Below are 21,899 nucleotides of genomic sequence, written 5' to 3'. Positions count from 1 at the left end.
TGCTTTGCGTCCTTGCGCAACGGCAGCAAGCCGGAAGCGAAAAAGGTGAAGCAGTGCAAACCTTACGTTACTTACAAACAACCAGCCTTTACCCGAGCGGCTTGAGAAGATTTTTATATACGTCTATACAATAATGTACAACTATGCCCGTGGTAACCGTGCGCGTGGATGAGCAGTTAAAGCGTGAAATGGAGAAGCTCAAGCATATCAACTGGAGTGAGGTGATACGGAACACCGTGGAAGCGAAGATAAAGGAGGGAAGCAGCAGGAATCTCGCGGAAGCTGTTCTGTTGAACGAGCGGCTCCGCAAAAAAGCTCCTGAAGGCTGGGACAGTACCCGGGAGATAAAACGATGGCGGCAGAGAAGGTCGTAATTGATGCGTCTGTAGTCGCAAAATGGTTCCTGGAGGAAGTTTACAGCACTGAAGCGCTTCGGCTCAGAGATAAGTACATCAGCGGCAAGGTTGAACTTGCGAGCCCCTGTATTATGCCCTATGAGGTTCTTAACGCGTTGCGATACAGTGGTGTATACACAAAGGATGCACTGATGAGTGTTGTCAGATCCCTGGAGCGGTACGGAATAGAACTGTGGGATTTACGGCTGGCCTACGGGCAAAAGGTAGCGAAAGTGGCGATGGATCTCGATATCACCGTTTACGACGCCAGTTATGTTGCTCTGGCCGGGATCGTCAATGCGCGCTTGGTGACTGCGGATGAAGAACTGGTAGCCAAAGCTAAGGATCTTATAAATCTGACGCACATTAGAGAGCTAAAATAGAACAGCGCGTGCGTATAATCTGACCGTTAGGTATTGCCTGATTGACTAGTAAACCCTTGATAGACGGAACTATACTATATCATATGGACGCACTCTCGTTCAGCATTCCACTTACCTCTTCACCCTCTACCTTATCCTCGTCGAAAAGGGCAGGTTCACTAGTGCCGCAAAGAACGTGTTTGGAGGCTGCCGAGAGAGCACCAGCGCATATGTGTCACAGATACCGAACGAGAGTAGTTCATTCAGCAGGCAGCCACAGGACAGACAGAAAAGCTTTTCTACTCCGCGATAAATCTATCCTTCGTATCGGTATAGTTTCAGTACGCCACACCTGAGCCTTCGTTTCGTGCCTGCTTACGTGCCTGCTCTGTACTTCAGTAGCGGATGGCTGTAACATATGTGTGGAAGAGGGCTTGCTTATCGGAGGATGCCATAAATGATGATACACCAGATTCTCACCGCGGTCGATGCTATTGTCTGGGGTCCGGTTATGATGCTTCTGCTCATCGGGACCGGCATATTCCTCACGCTCAGGTTACGGGGACTTCAGGCGCGTAAACTGCCGTCTGCGCTCCGGCTCATACTCACCCGTAAGGAAGAGGGCGAAGGGGACATATCGCCGTTTCGTGCGTTTATGACCTCGCTCTCGGGCGCCATCGGCACGGGCAATATCGCCGGCGTTGCCACGGCAATCTCGCTCGGCGGTCCGGGCGCGCTCTTCTGGATGTGGCTGACCGCCCTCGTGGGCATGGCAACCACGTTCGTCGAAGCTACACTTGCCATCCATTTCCGGGAAGAGCTGCCTGACGGTACCATGATCGGCGGACCATTCTATTATCTTGAACGGGGCTTGAACAATCCGCGATTGGGCCTGGCACTGGGTATGGCATTTGCTACCTGTTGCGTCTTCTCGTCCTTTGGCATCGGCAATATGGCCCAGGCTAACTCGCTCTCCCTTGCAGTAAAGGATACGTTCCACATCCCCGGAATTGTCACGGGCTTACTGCTGGCAGTTGTAGTGGGGCTGGTGGTCATTGGCGGCATAAAGAGACTGGGCTATGTGGCCGGGAATCTGGTGCCGTTCATGGCTGCTCTTTACGTTTCCGCGGCCATGGTCGTTTTGATACTGAACTTCGAGGCGGTACCCGGGGCTTTCGTGCTGATCATCGAGAGCGCCATATCAGGCCACGCAGCGGTTGGCGGATTCACCGGTGCTACCGTGGCTCAAGCCGTGCGGTACGGCATCGCCCGAGGGGTCTTCTCCAATGAAGCGGGTATGGGCAGCACGCCCATGGCGCATGCCACGGCAATGACACCACACAGCGTCCAGCAGGGCTTGATTGCCATGCTCGGGCCGTTCGTTGATACCGTCGTGGTCTGTTCCGTGACCGGGCTGGCCATTGTCTCCACCGGTGCGTGGGAGACCGGCAAGACCAGCACCTCGCTGAGCATCCACGCATTCAACTCCCAGATCGGCTATGCGGGCGATTTGGTGATAACATTCGGCATGGTGCTATTTGCCTTTACCACCATACTGACCTGGTCATTCTACGGCAAGCAGTGCCTCGCATACTTTCTGAAACGAGTGTCAGAAGACCCCGGATTCTACCAGGTATTCCTCAAGGTATACTATGCTGTGTTCCTGGTGGGGCTCGTCATCGGTGCCGGTGTCGTGGACCTTCCACGCGCGGCTACCTACCTCGTGGATATCTGGCTTTTCTCTGATATCACCAATGCGCTGATGGCCATTCCCAACTTGATCGGGTTAGTTCTGCTAAGTAAGATTGTGGTAAACTTGTTCAAGGATTATTTCCCGTTCTGACTGACTCAAGACCTTCAGACCATCTTTAACGTAACAAACAAAAAGAAATATAAAACCGATAAGTGACGCAAATGAATCCCGAGCGGCGTGCGTACGTCCATGGCTATTCGGATCGAGAACTGGCCCGATTATACGATCAGGCAAATACGTTAGCTGAGCTGTTGCATTACGATACCGCTTACCCGGCCGGAAGCGAGGTTCTGGAAGTCGGCTGCGGCGTCGGTGCTCAAACGGTTATCCTGACACGAAACAGCCCTGAAGCGCAGTTCACTGCCATTGATATCTCCAAAACGTCGATCAGTCAAGCACGCGCATTATGCGAACGAGAAGGGGTACACAATGTTAGATTTCAAAAAGAGGACATCTTTGAGCTGCCATTTGAACCCGAGCGGTTTGACCATATCTTTGTCTGCTTCGTGCTTGAACATTTACAAGACCCCGCGAACGCACTAGCGTGTTTAAAGACCGTGCTGAAACCAGGCGGCTCGATTACCGTCATCGAGGGCGACCACGGCTCGGCCTATTTCTATCCCGAAAGTAAGGACGCATTGCGAACTATACAGTGCCTGATTGATATCCAGGCGCGCATGAACGGCAACGCCCTGATCGGCCGCCAGCTCTACCCGCTGCTCTCCACCGCGCGATTTGACAATGTCCGGGTAGCCCCGCGTATGGTCTACGTCGATTCAAGCAAGCCCCACCTGGTAGAAGGCTTCACCAAAAATACCTTCATTGCCATGGTCGAGGGCGTCAGAGAGCAGGCGTTAGCGTTAAACCTGATCGATGCGGAAACCTGGGCAAACGGAATCGCAGACCTCTACCGGACAACCGAGCCCGATGGCACCTTCTGCTATACCTTCTTTAAAGGCACCGCAACGAAATGAAAGTGCACTGTAGCATCACGGCCGGAAAACCCGGCTGAGAGTAACTGCCTGCCTATCGCGGGTTGAAGAGAACGAGAGAATGGAAAGACCTCACATCACCGGAAAGCCTTCTGGAACCATACCGCTTGCCGCGAGTGTAACGCTCGTACTGCTCTGCTTTCTCTGGGGTGGGAACCAGGTCAGCATCAAGATCAGCAATCAAGGTATTCCACCGCTTCTGGCCGCTACGATCCGGTCAGGTGTTGCCGCGTGCCTTCTCTGGGTGTATGCCCGCTTCTTGGGAAAAGGGGTATTTCTGAAAAGAGGTGAGCTGCGGCACGGCATGGTCATTGGCACCCTCTTCGGGCTCGAATTCCTCTGCCTCTACCAGGGGCTGGATTTCACCCACGCTTCCCGGGGCACTATATTCCTCTATATGCACCCGTTCTGGGTTGCGCTCGGCGCTCATCTCCTCCTCATGAACGATCGCCTCACCGCGCTCAAAGCTGGCGGGTTGGTATCAGCTTTTGGCGGGCTTATTTTAGTTTTTGGATCGCGCTCGCCAACGCTGGGTCCGCACTTCTGGATAGGCGATCTGATGGTGCTGGCTGCCACATTCTTCTGGGCTGCTACGACCGTTTATATCAAAAAGATCGTGGAGACCCGCGATTTCACGCATTATCAAACCCTCTTCGCGCAGCTCTTCTTTTCTCTTCCGCTCATGGCTGCCGCATTTCTGATCTTCGAGCTGGACGAGCCTCTTTCGCTGAACACGCTGGTGTTAGGGGCCATCGGCTATCAGTGCGTCGTCGTCGCGTTCTTCAGCTATCTGCTCTGGTTCTGGATGATTCATCGCTTCCCCGTGAGCCGACTCACGGCATTTACCTTCCTGGCTCCGCTCTTCGGCGTTATCCTGAGCGGTCTGGTGTTAAAAGAACCCTTACCTCTGTTACTCTGGCTTGGCCTCATACTCGTCGGTGCCGGCATTTATCTCGTCAATCGTCCCTCCATCAATCTCGGTCGGTGAGCACACGTAGAGCAGTCCACCGAGCTACCCGCGCGGCGGAATTGCTCAAATTTGGCAATATTGTAAACCGTTCACTATATATATGGTTCATTTCGTATAGAAGGAGTGGTGGTTGTGATGGCGGCGCAAAAAGCGGTGTGGGAGAGATTTAAACTCGAGGAAGTCCTCAACGATGCCTCTTTCTTAGGAAAGACCGTTCGGCTGGGGAATAATATCTTCGAGGTAAAGGGCGTTCGGTATTCTAGCCCGATGAAAAGTTAAGTTCGCACGCTACGGCACCGTTTGCTTCGGGATGGCGGTATGTTAAGTTGCTCCTGATACTCTCCACTCTGGAATAGCTCAGGCAATTTCAGCGCGGTTCAAAGCCCCGTTTCCGATAAAACTCGATGACGTCGCCTATCCCTTTAATCCTGCAGGGGTCTAACTGCTACTCTCCCCCCTCGGTATGGAGCGGTGCGGTACGGTGCGTGCAGGGCATTTAACATCAACAAGAACAACTTACAAATAAGGTGTTATGGCCATGCCATTTCTCTCTGGTGGTACTGTAAATGCCAAAAATCGCGACTAACCCAGGAGGCGACGCATATTTCCCCTTCCCTTCGATACGCGAGGGTCAGCGTGAGTTCATGGACGATGTACGGGACTCGGTGGAATCCGAGAACATCCTCTTCGCGCATGCGCCGACCGGAATCGGGAAGACCGCTGCTGCGCTCGTTCCCACCTTACAGTACGCACTGGCGAACGAAAAGACGGTCTTATTCCTCACGTCCAAACGCAGCCAGCACAAGATCGCGATCGACACGCTCCGGTTGATAAAAGCGCATGCCAACCTCAAGTTCGTCGCGGTTGATATCACCTCGAAGCAGTCCATGTGCCCACGCGCGGTCTCGATCTATCGTGAGTACCATTCGCTCTTCCACGAGTTCTGCAGGTCTGAGCAGAAGAACAAACGCTGCCGGTATTTCCTCAAGAACGACGAAGAAGCTCTGCGGCGAATAATGGATGACATACTGCACGTGGAGGAGCTCTGCGATTGGTGCACCGGTCGCGGCGTATGCCCGTATAAAGCGGCTCTGGAAGTGGCTGCACGTGCTGACGTGGTCGTGTGCGATTATAATTACCTCTTTGATCCTGGCATTGCGGAGCGGATGTTAGAGAAGCTTGAGGCGGGTTTGGACGACCTGATTGTGATCGTTGACGAAGCGCATAACCTGCCGGACCGCATTCGCAACAATCTCAGCAACACCCTGCGACTGAGCACGATCACCGGTGCCGCACGGGAAATCAAGTACAGCGACCGCGAGATGTACGGCAACCTCCTGGAAGTAGAAAAGATCTTCGCGAAATTGGCATTGAAAGCGAGTGAAACCAACGCGGCTGAGATACCGGTGGAGCGGAATTTCCTGCTCGAAGAGATGGAGAAGGTCTTAAGACGGCGGATCGAGGCGATAGGCTATGATGAGTTCGTAACCAGGCTTCAAAGCCTTGCCGGTGAGCTCGATACGGGAACAAACGAAGTGCAAACCGCTGAAAGCGCCAACTCCGTGCTCTCCGCGGAAGAGAAACGGCTCCTCAAAAGCTTGAAGAAGGACCAATACCGCTCCGCAAGCACGACGCGCCACGCAAAATATAATAAGGATCTCGAGGCGGCACAGCGGAATATCCTCAACGTTGCGGAGTTCCTGGATACCTGGCGCACACGCGAGCGATGCATACGGATATTCTCGCTCGCACAGCGTGAGAATCCAGCGCTCTACTTCAAACTGCTCGACCCCGCGGTAGTCAGCGCGCCGATCTTCGCCCGGGTGCATGCAGCCATCATGATGAGCGGCACGTTATGCCCTGCCGAGATGTATGCCGATGTGCTCGGCGTTACGCCTGCCCGAACTCGGGGCAAAGAGATCGTGATGCGCGAGTATCAGTCGCCGTTCCCTGAAGAGAACCGCCCAATTGTCGTTACGAAAGAGCTCACCACGAAATATACAAAACGGGGCGAGGAGATGTACCGGAAAGTAGCAGGGAAGATAAGCGACGTGGCCCGCTACGTGCGAGGCGGCATGGCGGTCTTCTTCCCCTCGTATGCGCTTCTCAACAACATAGCCGCGTATCTGCCGGATGACGTACACAGACGGGCAATGGTGGAGCGCCGCGAGATGAACAAGAATGAGAAGAACCGTTTATACGAGTTGCTCCGGGACACGACCGATGGGATCTTGCTCGCCGTGCAGGGCGGTTCGTTCTCTGAGGGCCTGGATTACGAGTCCAACACGCTCAAGGCGATTATCGTCGTTGGACTCCCGTTAAGTCCGCCCACACTGGAAGTGAAAACGATCGAAAGCTATTATACCGGCAAATACGGATCGGAAAAGGGAAGGTTGTACGGCTATCTCTACCCCGCGGTGACCAAGGTACTGCAAGCGGCTGGCAGAGGCATACGAAGCGAGCACGACCGATGCATCATTGTGCTTATGGATTACCGGTTCGCGCAGTTCCCGTATAAAAACTGCCTCCCCTCTGATTACAAGGTTACCTTCACCGATCGCGCGGAAATGCTCTGTCGAAAGTTCTTCTGACTCACCGCTGCAAGAGAAATCCACCACCGGACAGTGCAAACCACACACGCAAAGCAGGATTACGTACGCTCGCTGACTGACTCTCGTGATAATTCTACCGGATTCTCTATACCTGCCCTGCCCTGGGGATTCTGACGGCTCGGCTAAGGGGAACTACAGCTCGTCTTCGAGCCCTTCGAGTTCCTCACCGAATTCCTCTTCTACCTCGCGCTCCAGGTCCGCACTCTCACCCGCACCGAAAGCACTTTCTAATAACTCCATTATGGAATTCCACGTTGCAAACGCTTTATCTTTATCGTACGGAAAATTTATTGATTTCCGCGCCCAATCGCTTTCCGTTATCTTCTCGCCTTCCGTCTTCCGTACCCAATGCTGCTCGACCGAGATGAACTTGCCGTAATTCCCTTCTTTAACGAGGCATCGCCAAACTTTCTTTGGGCTGCCATCCTCGTTCTTTATTATTACTCTGTAGCCAGCATCTTTTATCGTCTTTATAGTGGTTCCCATTCCGCTCATAGTATCCTTCACCTTCCTCTTACTTATTAACATTGATTGTCTGTTGGTATATAAAGTAGGTGGCCTAAGGTAACCAACTGCAGTACACCTACCCTCTTGAAGCGCTCGGATGCCGCACGAACGCCACGCTAAAAAGGTCAATCAAAAAAAGAGAAGATACTTTGTACAGAGGATAGAATTACACCATGCTACTTTTGTTCTTCGCATTCTTCTTTTTTGTCGCGCCGCTTTTCACCGGTCGTTTACCGTATTTCTTGCTCTCCTTCCGCTCCAAGTACCACCGTAATACCCCGGCGTTAAAGAGCCACGTGTTCATCAAGTCCATTACGAGACCGAACAAGATCACGAGTGATATGTCCCGTAAAATGGGTATGGGCGCGAAATGCGCGGAGAACAGATGGATAGTAGAAGAAACGAGGAACATGGCAAATATCGCAACGAACGTCGTGAACGTCATCGTCACACCGGTCTTCATGGTATTCCGGACCTTCTCGTTTAAATCGCCCTTCTTACGCAGCAGATTCGTCGTCAGTAAGATATTCGAGTCCACAGAGTAGCCGATGAGCATAAGCAGTGCGGCGACCGTCCCGAGCGACAATTCCAGGCCTACGACGTTCATGCAGGCGAGAGCAACAACGATATTGGAGAACGCGGCGAAGATAACCGCTAACGGTGGAATAACCGTTCTGAACACCACGAAAACGACGAGTGCCATCAGAATGAATGCGACCACCACGGCATCCTTGGCCTGCCCCTGCAATTCCTCGCCAAATAGCGGGCTGATGTCGCGCAGCTCATACGAGCCGTAATCCGCTTGAAGCATAGCTATCAATTCATCCTTCTGCGAATCACTCATCTGGCCGAATTCTATGCTCATCTCGTTCTCACCGCCGGAGGCTCTTATCGAGGAGACGGGATATGCGGCAAATCGCGCTTCGAGCGCTTCTTGCGACTCACCTGTTACCACTTTCACCACCGTCCCGCCTTCGAAATCCGTTCCTAACCGAACTGGCGAGTCGATGCTGACCTGCGTGTACGCGAGCACGGCAAACGCAATGAAGAGAATGATCAGAGGTATCGCAATAAACTTTCTCACTGGATATTTCGTTATATCCACTTTCTCGAACAGGCTGTCTACGTCTGGTATTTGCATGCAACTTCCTTTATATTTAGTGTAATAAAAACCTTCATCCTTTGTGGGTAACGTAATGGGTATGGGACGCCAATAAAATGGCTTATACGGTCATTTATTACTTAAGTTATTCTTTTCGTAAATGCTGACCGGTGCTAAAAGAGAGATGCGCTTTCACCGCGGAACGCTATCGAGTACAGCGACAGGTTTTTTTTGGGGGGGGGGCGTGTGCATTCTAGCTGAGATCGCTTGAGCGGCTATCAGTCAACGATCAAGTTATATCTTTAGTAAATGATTCTTTTTAACAGAGCAGTGCATGAACCGATTTGAAGTACCGATAACGGATGCTGGCGATGACGAGTTGGCGCGTGTGAGCGAGGTAATGGGTCTTTCGCTTAGCGTGGAGGAGATGCGGCGGATAAAGGGCTATTTCAGTGCGAAAAACCGAGAGCCAACCGATGTGGAGCTCCAGAGTATCGCACAGGCGTGGTCGGAACATTGCTGTTACAAGAGTTCGAAAAACGCTTTGAAAAGCTTCGTCTTTGGCATTCAGGCGCCGCAGAATATGTTAGTAATATCCGAGGATGCAGGCGTTCTGGATTTCGATAAAGACCATGCGTACGTGCTCGCGCTCGAGAGCCATAACCATCCTTCGGCCATCGAGCCGTATGGAGGTGCCGCAACGGGAATCGGCGGGATCGTGCGGGACGTGGTTTGTATGGGCGCGCAGCCTATAGCGTTGATCGATCCGTTATTCTTCGGCCCGCTGGATTACGACTACGAGAAGCTGCCTCCGGAGGTGAAGCATCCACGATTCATCTTTGACGGCGTCGTTGCGGGGATACGAGACTACGGGAACCGGATCGGCATTCCAACGTGTGCGGGTATGGTTTACTTCGACGAGGGTTACGTGGGCAATTGCGTGGTGAACGTCGGCTGCGTTGGGATAATGAAAAAGTCTGATTTGAGCAGAAGCAGGGCAAAGCCCGGAGAGGTGCTCGTTCTGGTCGGTGGCAAGACCGGGAGAGACGGTATACACGGCGTCACCTTTGCTTCCGTGGAACTTACGGGCGATGAGGAAACACGGAGCGCAGTCCAGGTTGGCGATCCGATAACGAAAGAGCCGCTCGTACATGCGATACTCGAGGCGAATGAGAAACGGTTGATAAGCGGCATGAAAGACCTCGGTGGCGGTGGCTTATCCTGCGCGGTGAGCGAGATGTGCCATGCCGGAGGCTGTGGTGGAGAGATCCATCTGGATCGAGTGAAACTGAAGGAAGAGGGCCTGAGCCCCTGGGAGATCTGGATATCGGAATCGCAAGAGCGGTTTTTACTGGCGCTCAAGCCAGAGAACGTGGACGAGGTTCTCGATCTCTTTGATAAATGGGACGTCGATGCAGTGGTCTTAGGTCAAACATCGAAGAAAAGTGCAAGCAGAGAGGTTTCTACCGTTCCCAAAATCAGGATTGTTTACCATGACGAGCAGGTATTTGAGCTCGAAACGGATTTTCTCGTCTCTTGTCCGGTTTATGCACGCCCGATGGAGATGCGGATAAAAGAACGCGAAGAGCTCGTGGGACTGGACGAGCCTGAAGACTACAACCAGCTTTTACAATTACTGCTTGCCGCTCCGAACATCGCGTCGCGAGAATCCGTGATACGGCAGTATGACCATGAAGTGCGTGCTTCGACGATAATAAAACCGTTACAGGGTAGGCGTGGGAAGGAGACGCACGGCGATGCCGCGGTAATAAAGCCGTTAGAAAGCTCTTTTAAAGGGCTTGCGATTACCGCCGATGTGAATCCGACCTTTTGCAAACTGAATCCGTTTTGGGGTGCTGCAAGTGCAATAGACGAGGTCTGCAGGAATTTGACTGCGGTCGGTGCGGTCCCTCATGCGCTTGCCGACTGCTTGAACTTTGGCAATCCGGAGAAGTCTGACCGTATGGGCAATTTCTACGAATGCTGTCGCGGGCTCGGGTATATGGCATCCGCGCTCGGCGTACCGTTTGTGAGCGGAAATGTAAGCTTCTATAACGAATCCGTCGTGCTCAACGAATCCATTCCGCCTACCCCCAGTATCCTTGGTATCGGTATCTGCGAGGACGTGCGTGAGTGCGTAACGGCGGACGTCAAGGAAGTTGGCAATCCGCTCTATCTGCTCGGAGAGACGAAAGCGGAATTAGGCGGCAGTGAATATTCCAGGTTGCGGGGTTCAAATGCGGGTATCGTGCCGCGAACCGATCCGGCGGTGTTGGGAAAGAGTATGGACGTGTTACGGGAAGCGATGAGGGCGGGTTCAATCGCAAGTTGCCATGACGTTTCCGAAGGCGGGCTTGCCGTTGCGGTCTGCGAGATGCTGTTAGGAGGAGACATTGGGGCTTCTCTTGATATCGCACGCGTAAATCCAAAAATACGGGATGATTTTGCATTGTTCTCCGAATCGAACTCACGCTGGGTAGTTGAAATCCGGAACGAAGAAGCGCGAAGACTCGAGGGGTTGATGGATACGCGTGGAGTTTGTATATGCAACATAGGGAACACGATGGATGAGAAGCAAATTTGTGTTCGTAATACGAATCGTGCGTTACTGAATCTCCCATTAGAAGAAGCAAGAAAAGCGTGGCTAGGGGCACTTTGACATCTTTTTTTAGATTGCAAAATTAAAAATCATTTTATATGTTACAATCAAATATTAGTAGAGGTGAGAAGATGGTTTGTAGCGGGTGTGGGGAACCTTTACCTGCGGGTGCTTCCGAATGTCCGAATTGTGGTAGACTTGCCAATGTAATCATTAAAGCTCGTAACTGGGAATGCCCCAGATGCGGGAAGACAAACCCACCTGAAAACTCCAAATGCTGGAACTGTGGGTACAAATAGATAATGAAACTCGGATTGAGCGTTACGATTGGACTATTTACCTGGATGTGTCTAGAGCTTGCAGTCCTACTATTCACCAACAAGGAACTTATTTTGAGTCCATTCGATAGAACGAAAGGCGAGAATATTACGCCTGAATCAAGAGAATATAATCTCAGAGCGCTAACTCTTAGTGGTCTTACTTTTGCGGGAATTGCCCTTCTAATTGATGCATATTCTGCAGATATTCAAAGAGCTATTGATATAATTATCATTCTCATATACAGCTTTTGACTTTTTCTTTGCTCTTATAAGATTGAGGTGCTTACAAATTATAGGAGACTATTCTGGATTATCCAAGAAAAATTTTTAAACTTTGGTTTTTTAGGTTTAGTAGCATCCTTGGCTGTATTCTTTTATACGGAAAGATTAACAATTGTCCTAGCAGAGTTCATAGTATTTTCTGTAATAATTATTATAATTCACTTACGAGAATTTGGATATGATTATAAGTCTTACTCTGAAAGATCAGTTTCTCAAAAATAATAGGTTTAGCAGATTTGATAAAATTCACAAGTGTTACCTGAGGCTATACAAAAGTCACATACCCTGCATCTAAGTACGGTACGATTTCTGTGTTATTCAACTGTAGAGGATATCAAAAAAGCATTCCGTTGGATTATCTTACAACTTTGCCGAGAAACATATATTGACTCATTCATTTTTATTCCGGAAGTCTTTTGAAGAATACGAGAGGACGTGCCGAAAAGAGAAGACATCAAGAAGGTGCTGGTGATAGGGTCAGGTCCCATCGTGATTGGTCAAGCCTGCGAGTTTGATTACTCGGGTACGCAAGCGTGCAAAGCGCTCCACGAGGAAGGCTATGAGGTCGTTTTGGTGAATTCCAATCCCGCTACCATCATGACCGATCCGGAGATGGCGGACCGGACGTATATCGAGCCGCTGACCGTGGAGAACCTGGAGAAGATCATCGCGAAGGAGCGGCCCGATGCGCTGCTGCCCAACCTCGGCGGACAGACCGGCCTCAACCTTTCTGCGAAACTGAGCAAGCAGGGTATTCTGGATACCTATGGGGTTACGATAATCGGCGTAGAGGCTGACGCGATCGAACGCGGCGAAGACCGTATTGCTTTCAAAGAGACGATGGCGAAACTGGGCATTCCGATGCCGAAGAGCTCCCCTGCCTACGCGATCGAGGAAGCAGAGCAGATCGCGCAGGAACTGGGCTATCCGGTCGTCATCAGACCCGCGTACACCCTAGGTGGAACCGGCGGCGGGCTTGTGTATAACGTCGAAGAGTTACGGACAATTGTTGCCCGCGGCATCGCAGCGAGCCTCATCGGTCAGGTGCTCGTCGAAGAATCGGTTTTAGGCTGGGAAGAGCTTGAACTCGAAGTGATTCGGGACAAGAAGGGCAGCATGATTACCGTTTGTTTCATTGAGAACGTTGACGCAATGGGCGTGCATACCGGTGACAGTTTCTGCGTGGCGCCAATGCTGACGGTGCCTGAAGAACTGCAGATGAAGCTGCAGGAGTTCTCGTACCGGATCGTTGATGCGATTGGCGTTATCGGTGGCACGAACATACAATTTGCACATAACCTCGAGGATGATCGAGTCGTTGTAATTGAGATTAACCCGCGTACGTCGCGGTCATCGGCTTTAGCGTCAAAGGCAACGGGCTTTCCGATCGCGCGAATATCCGCGAAACTTGCCGCGGGCATCACTCTGGACGAGATACCGTACTGGAGGGGCGGCACGCTGGATACTTATACGCCCGGCGGGGATTACGTCGTCGTGAAGTTTGCACGCTGGGCATTTGAGAAGTTCCGTCAGACTCGCGATCAATTGGGCACGCAGATGAAAGCCGTAGGCGAGGTGATGAGCATCGGGAAGAGCTTCAAGGAGGCGTTTCAAAAAGCGATTCGGTCGCTGGAGATCAAACGATACGGCGTAGGCAGCGCAAAGGACTTCGCTTCGCTCTCTCTCGATGAACTCAGAGCACGATTGGTCACCCCTTCAAGCGAGCGCATCTTCCTGATGTACGAAGCGCTGCGCAAAGGTGCGTCCAGTGAGGAACTGTATCAGACGACGAAAATCGGCCGATGGTTCATCCGTCAGATGCAGGAGCTCGTCGAGCTCGAGGAATTGATAAAGACGTACCGGGGCCGAGAGCTGCCCACTGAGCTGCTCAAGACGGCGAAGGAATGCGGGTTCTCGGATCGCTACCTCGCGCAACTACTGAGGAAGACCGAGCTGGAAATCCGGACACAGCGACTCAATGCAGGAAAAACAGTCGCTTATGAAGCGGTGCCGGTGAGCGGTGCTGACGCCGCATATTATTATTCAACCTACAACGCATCAGATTCCGTTTCGGTATCGCCCGAGCGGAAGATAATGATCTTAGGCGGTGGACCGAACCGGATCGGGCAGGGCATCGAGTTCGATTACACCTGTGTCCACGCTGCGTTCGCATTACGGGAAGAGGGCATCGAATCCGTGATGATCAATTGCAATCCCGAGACCGTCTCCACCGATTATGACACTTCGAACAAGCTTTATTTCGAACCGCTTACGATTGAAGACGTGTTAAACTGCTATATTAAGGAGCAGCCGGATGGTGTGATCGTGCAGTTTGGAGGCCAGACTCCACTGAACATCGCGAAGGAACTCCACGAATCTGGCGTGCAGATACTGGGCACGAGCCCCGAAAGCATCCATTTGGCAGAGGACCGCGAGCTCTTCCGCACGATGATGAACGAGCTGGAGATTCCACAGCCCGAGAGTGGCATCGCGCGTTCAGTCGAGGAGGCATTGAACGTGGCACGAGAGATAGGCTTTCCGTTGATGGTGCGGCCATCCTTTGTGCTTGGTGGCCGGGGCATGGAGATCGTCTACGACGAGAAGATGCTCCTGAATTACGCGAAGGAGGCGGTAGACGTGAGTCCAGAGTATCCAATGCTCATCGATAAGTTCCTAGAGCACGCGATCGAGGCCGAGGTGGATGCCATCGCGGACGGCGAGGACGTATTCATCGCCGCGGTAATGGAGCATATCGAGCTTGCCGGGATCCATTCCGGCGATAGCGCCTGCGTGATCCCCTCGCGGACGATTTCATCGGAGCATCTCGCAACGATAGCGGAGTACACGAAGAAAATCGCCAATACGTTCAAGGTCGTCGGACTGATGAATATCCAGTACGCAATCGCCGATGAGAAGGTGTACATACTGGAGGCAAATCCACGCGCTTCTCGTACCGTGCCGCTGGTAAGCAAGGTTACCGGCATCCCGATCGCCAAAGTAGCGACGAAAGTGATGCTAGGCAGGAAGTTGAAGGACTTACTCAAGACATTGGACCGTGGCGATAAGATCCTTCCGTATTTCGGTGTAAAGGAAGCGGTATTTCCGTTCAATATGTTCCCAGACGTTGATCCGGTGCTGGGGCCGGAGATGAAGAGTACGGGCGAGGTGCTGGGTATTGCACCCTCCTTTGGACTGGCATTCTACAAAGCGCAAGAAGCTGCGAGTATGCAAGTGCCCACCGAGGGCACGGTCCTGATATCCGCTACAGATCCTGATAAGCCGGAGATTCTTGAGGTCGCAGCACGCCTCGCCAAACTGGGGTTCACCATACGTGCAACCAAAGGGACGAAGGCATTTTTGGCGGAGCACGACATGAAAGCGGAGTTGGCGGTGAAGCTGCACGAAGGCCGACCTGACATAACAGATGAGATCCGTAATAGGCAGATACAACTGGTGATTAACACGCCTGCTGGCGGTAAAGGGAAACATGACGACAGCTATATCCGGCAGGCTGCAATCCAGTACAAGATCCCGTACATTACCACGACCGCAGCCGCATTGGCTACCGTCGCAGGTATCGAGACGGTGAAACGCGGACAGGCCGAGGTGAAGGCAATTCAGGACTATCATAAACAGGCCGGTTTCACGAATTAGCCGCGCCGTGCGATGGTTAGTGAAGTGAAGATGCTACAGCAAGCGGTATTCCCGCGATTTAGTTTGACGTTAGCATAACGTTTCACGAGAGTTGGTCAGACTGTGGCCGTCTTTATTCTTGCAACAAGTCCGTTACACTAGCGCACCTGAGAAGGAGTGCAAAACATTAAAAAATCATTTTGGGGCAGGTACGTCATTTCCGCCTTTCTCTAGCCCGCCCCTTCGTGATCTGTTGAATAAATAGCGCGAGTGCACTACAAGCGCGAGTGCACTACACCCAGCCGCGCAATCTCATTGCTTCGACGACGCGGTCAACGGCAACCACATAGGCCGCCTTACGCATATTGATGTCGTAGACCTTTGACGCATCCAACACCGAGCGATACGCTTCGGTCATTTTGGTATTTAAGCGTTCGTAAACCTCCTCCAGGCCCCAGCAGTACATATAAATGTTCTGCACCATCTCGAAGTAGGAGACCGTTACGCCGCCTGCATTGCAGAGGAAATCGGGTATCACGTGCACACCGTTGTCGTACAGGATCACATCTGCATCCGGTGTCGTCGGGCCGTTCGCCAACTCCGCCAGAATCTTCGCTTTGACGTTAGCCGCGTTGTCCCGTGTAATAGCATTCTCGAGGGCTGCTGCAATGAGTACATCCACATCAAGCTCCAGCAGCTCTTCATTCGAGATCTGCTCCACATCCGGGGTGCTGACGACCGACCTGGTCTTCGTCTTGTAGTCGCAGACGTTCTCGAGCGGCAGGCCGTCCTTCTTGTAAACGCCACCTTTCGAGTCACTAACCGCTACGACCTTAGCACCGAAGAGCTCTTGGCATAAAAACGCGGCATGACAGCCTGCATTGCCATAGCCCTGTATCGCAACGGTAGCGTTCTTCAGGTTCATACCGAGCGCTTTTGCCGCTTCCCGGATCGCGTACATACCGCCTCGGGCGGTGGCATCCTCACGACCACACGAGCCACCGATGCAGACCGGCTTACCGGTAATACAGCCAAAGGTATTCCTCCCGACTATCTTCGAGTATTCATCCATCATCCAGGCCATTATCTGCGGCGTGGTATACACATCAGGCGCGGGAATATCCTTGTTCGGACCGATGAACTGCCAGACCTGATCGATGTAGGCACGGCTTAACCGTTCCAGCTCCCCCTCAGAAAGTTCTTTTGGATTGCAGATCACCCCGCCTTTCCCGCCGCCCAGAGGCAGACCAAGAAGCGCGCACTTCCAAGTCATCCACGCTGCGAGCGCCCGCACGGTATCAATCGTTTCCTCAGGATGGAATCGAATGCCGCCTTTCGTCGGTCCCAGCGCATCGTTATATTGCACCCGGTATCCTTGAAATACTCGGGTCGAGCCGTCATCCATGCGAACGGGAATAGAGACATGAAATTCACGCATGGGATGCCGGAGGATCTCGTGTGCACTCGGGTCCAACTTGAGTATCTCTGCACAATCGTCCAACTGCTTCTGTGCCATCTCAAAAGGGTTTTCTTTCGTCATTTCTTTTACCTGCTTTTATGTTCTATCTAACTACGTTCCAGCTTAAATATCTTCATCTCACTGCAGCTGTGAAACGGGTTGTAAATGGACTGAGGTGCTGTAATCGCACGGGCATTCTGTGAACTCTTGTAGAGAACACCGGAATTGATCTAATCGGAAAAGGACTTATGGGGTGAGCTTGAGCAACGCGTGACGACACGGCAGGCTTCATTTCGAAAATCCGTTTTTCGCAAACACCACGAAAAACCAAATCTATTGTTTTTATATTCTGTTACATTGATAGAGACATAGGTGGCGCTGATCCATCTGTAACTCTGCAGCATACGGAGGTTAAGTAGAAATGGCATCTGATAAGCGTGTGGATGAGATTATAGATAAATACGAGGGAGAAGAAGGGTTTTTAATTCAACTGCTGTTAGATATACAGCGTGAATTCAACTGGATCCCAAAGGAAGCTATCGAACGGATAAGCACGAGGCTTCAGATTCCTCTAAGCCATATCTATCGTATAGTCAGCTTTTATAAGGTCTTGAGCTTAAAGCCGGTAGGTCGCCATGTGATTCAAGTCTGTTTAGGCACAGCCTGTCATGTACGTGGCGGCCCGCGGATTTTAGCGGAGGTGGAGAACGTACTGGGGATTGGGGCGGGTACGACAACGGACGACATGAAATTCACCGTTAATCGGGTGAATTGTATCGGCTGTTGTGCCTTAGGGCCCGTGATGATAATTGATAACGATTACCACGGAAAGCTAAAGCCTACAGAGGTGAAGGATATTTTAGCACGTTACGACTAAAGGATGAAGAGAGGAGAAGCAATGGCACGACTAAATTCGCCTGCTGAGCTGGAAAGATTGAGAGAAGAGATCGTGGCAAAGAGAGACCCTGAAAAGCCCTGTATTGCGATCTGTGCGGGAACTGGCTGTATCGCCCTCGGCTGCCATAACGTTATCGCAGCGTTCAAAAAAGAACTCAAGGAGCACGGCTTAGAAGCTGAAGTGGACATAAGAGAAACAGGCTGTCCTGGTTTCTGCGAAAAGGGCACCATCGTGGTCATTTACCCTGAGGAGGTCTGCTATCTTCAGGTCCAGCCCGAGGATGTCCCTGAGATTATCGCCAAGACCATAAAGGAGAAGCAGGTAATCGATCGTTTGGTCTACACTGATCCCAAAACCGGTGAAAAAGCAATCCCTGAATCTGACATCCCTTTTTATAAATATCAAAAGCGCCTCATCATTGGCAATAATATCCAGATTGACCCCCAAAAGATCAAGGATTATATCGCCACGGGTGGGTATCGTGCACTGAGCACGGTTTTGTTTAAGTTTACGCCCGAAGAGGTTATTGAAGAAGTGAAGAGATCGCAGTTACGAGGTCGCGGTGGCGGCGGCTTTCCTACCGGCAGGAAATGGGAATCTACACGGAATGCACCGGGCGACCCGAAATATGTTATTGTTAACTGCGACGAAGGGGATCCGGGTGCGTTTATGGATCGCGCACTCATGGAAGGCAATCCTCACAGCGTCCTTGAAGGATTGGCCATTGGTGCTTATGCCATTGGCGCCCAGGAGGGCTTCATCTACGTCCGTCAGGAGTATCCATTGGCAGTGAAGAATACGATCCTTGCGATCAAGCAGGCAGAGGATTATGGCTTCCTCGGTGAGAATATCCTCGGCTCGGGCTTTGACTTCAAGGTAACCGTGCATAGAGGTGCGGGCGCTTTCGTCTCCGGTGAGTCAAGCGCGTTGATGAACGCAATAGAAGGCGAAGTGGGCGAGCCGCGACCCAAGTACGTCCACACGTCTGATAGTGGCTTGTGGGACAAACCAAGCAATCTCAACAACGTAGAGACCTGGGCGAATGTGCCGCTCATCATTAATAATGGCGCTGATTGGTTCGCTTCTATTGGTACCGAAGGGAGTAAAGGGACAAAGATATTCTCCTTGGTGGGCAAAGTGAACAATACCGGCCTGGTGGAAGTTCCGATGGGCACAACCCTGCGGGACATTATTTACAAGATCGGGGGCGGAATCCCAGGTGACAAGAAGTTCAAGGCTGTGCAGACCGGCGGGCCGTCCGGAGGGTGCATCCCCGAACAATATCTCGATACGCCTGTGGATTTCGACGCGCTCACCAAACTCGGCTCGATGATGGGCTCTGGCGGGATGATTGTGATGGATGAGGACACCTGCATGGTGGATGTAGCCCGGTACTTCGTGGATTTCCTCTGCGATGAATCCTGTGGTAAATGCGTGCCCTGCAGAGAGGGGTTAAAGCACCTGCGGGAGATACTGAGCCGTGTCGTCGAAGGGGCGGGTAACGAGGAAGATTTAGCGCTGCTTGAGGAGATAGGGCGGGTAATGAAAAATGCTTCTCTCTGCGCCTTAGGCACCACGGCAGCCAATCCGGTATTAACGACTATTCGGTATTTTAAAGATGAATATGACGCGCACATTCTCGATAAGCGCTGCCCCGCACTCTCCTGTAAGGACTTAATCGCGTATTACATTGATCCAAGCAAATGTGGGGCATGCCTGCGCTGTCTCAAGGCGTGTCCGGTTGATGCGGTAATCGGAGACAAGAAGCTGATACACGTCATTGATCAATCGAAATGCACGAAATGCGGGACGTGTCTTGATGTCTGTCCGCCGAAATTCGGGGCGGTGAAGAAACTATCGGGCGAGCCAGTGCCTCCGCCACTGCCCGAAGCGAAACGGAAACTGTCAACCAGCAAGACGAAAGGAGGCGCGCCGAAATGAGCACCGTTAGTTTTGAGATAGACGGCAAGAAAGTCACGGCTGAGGAGGGGACAACGATTTTAGAAGCAGCAAAAGAGATTGGTATTGCTATTCCCACACTCTGTTATCATCCCCTGGTGGAACCTTTTGGTGCCTGTCGACTCTGCTCGGTGAAGATAACGAAACGAGGGCGAAGCAAAGTTGTCACCGCGTGTAACTACCCGGTGGAAAAGGGGTTAATCGTCGAGACTAATCCCCCGGAGATTGTTGCGATTCGAAAAATGCTCATCGAATTATTGCTCGCGCGCTGTCCCACCGTGGAGATACTACAAGATCTGGCTAAGGAGTACGGTGTGGAAAAACCTCGGTTCACGAAGGAAGACGAAACATGTATCCTTTGTGGATTGTGTACGCGGATTTGTGACGAACGGGTTGGTGTGAGTGCGATTAATTTTGTTGAGCGCGGTATTGATCGCGCAATAGAGGGGCCACTTGAAGAACCGTTGGGCGTGAACTTATCTGAGGTGTGCATCGGCTGTGGTGCATGTGCGTACGTTTGTCCAACAGGAACAATCAAGGTTGAGGATCTGTACAGGAAAATAAGGAGCTCGTTCCCGTTTGCCAAGGTCGAAGAGCGAACGTTCGGTCGGCAGAGAGCAGAGGACGAGATCGTGGGTATTTACAAAAATGCTTACGCGGTTCGATCGACCGACGCAGAGTTATTGAAGAAAGCACAGGATGGAGGCGCGGTTACCGCGTTGCTCGGGTATGCACTCGATGCAGGTATCTTGGACTGTGCGGCCATTACGGTTGCGGATCGGAACTGGGAGCCGAGCGCGAAGGTTGCACGGAGTTCGGATGATTTTAAAGATGGTGCGGGTACGAAATATACCGTTTATCCCAGTGGTATCGGGCTCCTCGAAGCTGCTGCCGCAGGTTGTGATGCTATAGGCTTTGTCGGAACGCCCTGCCAGATTGGTGGTATACGGAAAGTGATAACCTCGGATCAACCGTACGGCATAGCGAAAGCGAAGATAAAACTGCTCATCGGCTTGTTCTGTATGGAGACGTTCAAGCAAGAGCTGATGGCGTATTTCGAGGAGAAGGTTCTCCCGTTGGAGGCTATAAAGAAGTTGGACATCAAAGGTAAGGAATTCCGCGTTTATGATCAGGAAGGGAACCTGCATGTCGTTCCATTCGGCGACGTCGAGGGCTATGGCAATACCGGCTGTTTCGTCTGTTCTGATTATACCGCGGAACTGGCAGATATTTCGGTCGGCTCTGTCGGCTCTGAGCCGGGGTGGTCTACTGTTCTGACCCGGACGGAGAGGGGCGAGGACTTGCTCAAGGGCGCAGAGGCGCAGGGCTATATAGAAGTTACCGGGGATGTCGATCTCAAGGAGATAAAGCGGCTAACGAAGTATAAGAGGAAGCGAGCCGCTGATCATGAAGTGTGACCTCACCATTAAGCTATTTGAGAAACGTTCATACAAGTTCTGAACCTTAGCAAAACGGGTAGGAGAAAGCCGCGAGGGTTTAGAGATAAACAAGCTCTTCCCATTTATTCTCAAAATCAGAGGGAGCCCCTCAACGGTGATCGATTTTTGGACGTATACCAAATACTAGGAATTTATATAATGGATATTAGTTCTATCTGAATGTATAAACCCTATTAACCAAGAGCGAAAAGATGGATGAATTTAGAGAGGTCATTCCAACGCTAACCGGACCAGGAGCTTTTCTTATCACACTAATAGTTTTAGGTTTGTTAGCAATGGGCTGGGACCTTTCCGATGATGGTTTGTTAATTGCTGGTCTTGTAGCATTTTCATTACCTCTCTCTGTCTTCATAACACAAGTTTATCATGCGTATCATCGCAAAAGGGGTTTTAAAAACCGGCCTTATATCAAAATAATTAGAGAGCAGGGGAAGAAGGATTGGAAAGAGTTTTAGGTAATGTCCCACAAACCATGACCTTTATAAGTACCCGATCTAATAACTTACTCTATGGCTGGAGCAACTTCAAATGACCAGATATGTTTGAATCGGGATTGCCCGGACTACCGAAAGGGGAACACGGGCACCATCATCAAG

17 protein-coding genes are annotated in these 21,899 nt (G+C 51.6%); 14 read left to right on the top strand and 3 right to left on the bottom strand.

Features of this window, described 5'->3' with window-relative positions:
• The first annotated feature begins 143 nt into the window (after positions 1–143).
• From JW878_06870 to JW878_06840, 7 genes are all read left to right on the top strand, one after another.
• The gene (locus JW878_06870) at positions 144–374 is read left to right on the top strand and encodes a hypothetical protein (protein ID MBN1762780.1); all 231 of its coding nucleotides are present in this window, start codon (positions 144–146) and stop codon (positions 372–374) included.
• Positions 353–778, top strand: a complete 426-nt coding sequence (locus JW878_06865; protein MBN1762779.1) for a type II toxin-antitoxin system VapC family toxin — start codon at positions 353–355, stop codon at positions 776–778. The genes JW878_06870 and JW878_06865 overlap by 22 nt, the downstream gene beginning before the upstream one ends.
• Before the next feature lie 436 nt (positions 779–1,214).
• The gene (locus tag JW878_06860) at positions 1,215–2,600 is read left to right on the top strand and encodes a sodium:alanine symporter family protein (protein ID MBN1762778.1); all 1,386 of its coding nucleotides are present in this window, start codon (positions 1,215–1,217) and stop codon (positions 2,598–2,600) included.
• A gap of 71 nt (positions 2,601–2,671) precedes the next feature.
• A complete protein-coding gene (locus JW878_06855) occupies positions 2,672–3,484 on the top strand; it encodes a methyltransferase domain-containing protein (GenBank protein ID MBN1762777.1) in 813 nt (270 codons plus the stop codon).
• 79 nt (positions 3,485–3,563) lie between these two features.
• The gene (locus JW878_06850; GenBank protein ID MBN1762776.1) at positions 3,564–4,490 is read left to right on the top strand and encodes a DMT family transporter; all 927 of its coding nucleotides are present in this window, start codon (positions 3,564–3,566) and stop codon (positions 4,488–4,490) included.
• Between the two features lie 117 nt (positions 4,491–4,607).
• Complete coding sequence (locus JW878_06845; protein MBN1762775.1) at positions 4,608–4,751, top strand: hypothetical protein; 144 nt, start codon at positions 4,608–4,610, stop codon at positions 4,749–4,751.
• Positions 4,752–5,038: 287 nt separating this feature from the next.
• A complete protein-coding gene (locus JW878_06840; protein ID MBN1762774.1) occupies positions 5,039–7,063 on the top strand; it encodes an ATP-dependent DNA helicase in 2,025 nt (674 codons plus the stop codon).
• Between the two features lie 153 nt (positions 7,064–7,216).
• Here the strand turns inward: JW878_06840 and JW878_06835 are convergent, their stop codons facing one another.
• Together JW878_06835 and JW878_06830 are read right to left on the bottom strand one after the other, a co-directional pair.
• Positions 7,217–7,579, bottom strand: a complete 363-nt coding sequence (locus JW878_06835) for a hypothetical protein (GenBank protein ID MBN1762773.1) — start codon at positions 7,577–7,579, stop codon at positions 7,217–7,219.
• Between the two features lie 178 nt (positions 7,580–7,757).
• Positions 7,758–8,732 carry a protein translocase subunit SecF gene (locus JW878_06830; GenBank protein ID MBN1762772.1) on the bottom strand — a complete coding sequence of 325 codons (975 nt, stop codon included), beginning with the start codon at positions 8,730–8,732 and terminating at the stop codon, positions 7,758–7,760.
• Positions 8,733–9,027: 295 nt separating this feature from the next.
• Here JW878_06830 and purL point away from each other — a divergent pair, with 295 nt between their 5' ends.
• The 3 genes from purL to carB all read left to right on the top strand — a co-directional run bounded on the left by purL (position 9,028) and on the right by carB (position 15,548).
• Positions 9,028–11,352, top strand: a complete 2,325-nt coding sequence (gene purL, locus JW878_06825; protein MBN1762771.1) for a phosphoribosylformylglycinamidine synthase subunit PurL — start codon at positions 9,028–9,030, stop codon at positions 11,350–11,352.
• A 242-nt stretch (positions 11,353–11,594) separates the two neighbouring features.
• Positions 11,595–11,864, top strand: coding sequence for a hypothetical protein (locus JW878_06820; protein MBN1762770.1), 270 nt, complete (start codon positions 11,595–11,597; stop codon positions 11,862–11,864).
• Positions 11,865–12,329: 465 nt separating this feature from the next.
• Positions 12,330–15,548, top strand: coding sequence for a carbamoyl-phosphate synthase large subunit (gene carB / locus JW878_06815; protein MBN1762769.1), 3,219 nt, complete (start codon positions 12,330–12,332; stop codon positions 15,546–15,548).
• A 271-nt stretch (positions 15,549–15,819) separates the two neighbouring features.
• On the opposite strand, the gene JW878_06810 is transcribed toward carB, so the two are convergent.
• A complete protein-coding gene (locus JW878_06810) occupies positions 15,820–17,067 on the bottom strand; it encodes a Glu/Leu/Phe/Val dehydrogenase (GenBank protein ID MBN1762768.1) in 1,248 nt (415 codons plus the stop codon).
• 340 nt (positions 17,068–17,407) lie between these two features.
• Between JW878_06810 and nuoE the strand changes: the two genes are divergently transcribed.
• The 4 genes from nuoE to JW878_06790 all read left to right on the top strand — a co-directional run bounded on the left by nuoE (position 17,408) and on the right by JW878_06790 (position 21,758).
• Positions 17,408–17,863 carry an NADH-quinone oxidoreductase subunit NuoE gene (nuoE, locus tag JW878_06805; GenBank protein MBN1762767.1) on the top strand — a complete coding sequence of 152 codons (456 nt, stop codon included), beginning with the start codon at positions 17,408–17,410 and terminating at the stop codon, positions 17,861–17,863.
• Between the two features lie 21 nt (positions 17,864–17,884).
• A complete protein-coding gene (locus JW878_06800; GenBank protein MBN1762766.1) occupies positions 17,885–19,825 on the top strand; it encodes an NADH-quinone oxidoreductase subunit NuoF in 1,941 nt (646 codons plus the stop codon).
• Positions 19,822–21,261, top strand: coding sequence for a Coenzyme F420 hydrogenase/dehydrogenase, beta subunit C-terminal domain (locus tag JW878_06795; GenBank protein ID MBN1762765.1), 1,440 nt, complete (start codon positions 19,822–19,824; stop codon positions 21,259–21,261). Before JW878_06800 ends, JW878_06795 begins: the two co-directional genes overlap by 4 nt.
• A 233-nt stretch (positions 21,262–21,494) precedes the next feature.
• The gene (locus JW878_06790) at positions 21,495–21,758 is read left to right on the top strand and encodes a hypothetical protein (protein ID MBN1762764.1); all 264 of its coding nucleotides are present in this window, start codon (positions 21,495–21,497) and stop codon (positions 21,756–21,758) included.
• Positions 21,759–21,899: the final 141 nt, after the last annotated feature.

It is taken from the genome of Methanomicrobia archaeon (assembly GCA_016930255.1).
Lineage (GTDB): Archaea > Halobacteriota > Syntropharchaeia > Alkanophagales > Methanospirareceae > JACGMN01.
The sequence above is the reverse complement of the archived record's forward strand: the minus strand, read 5'-3'. Positions and strand labels throughout refer to the sequence as shown.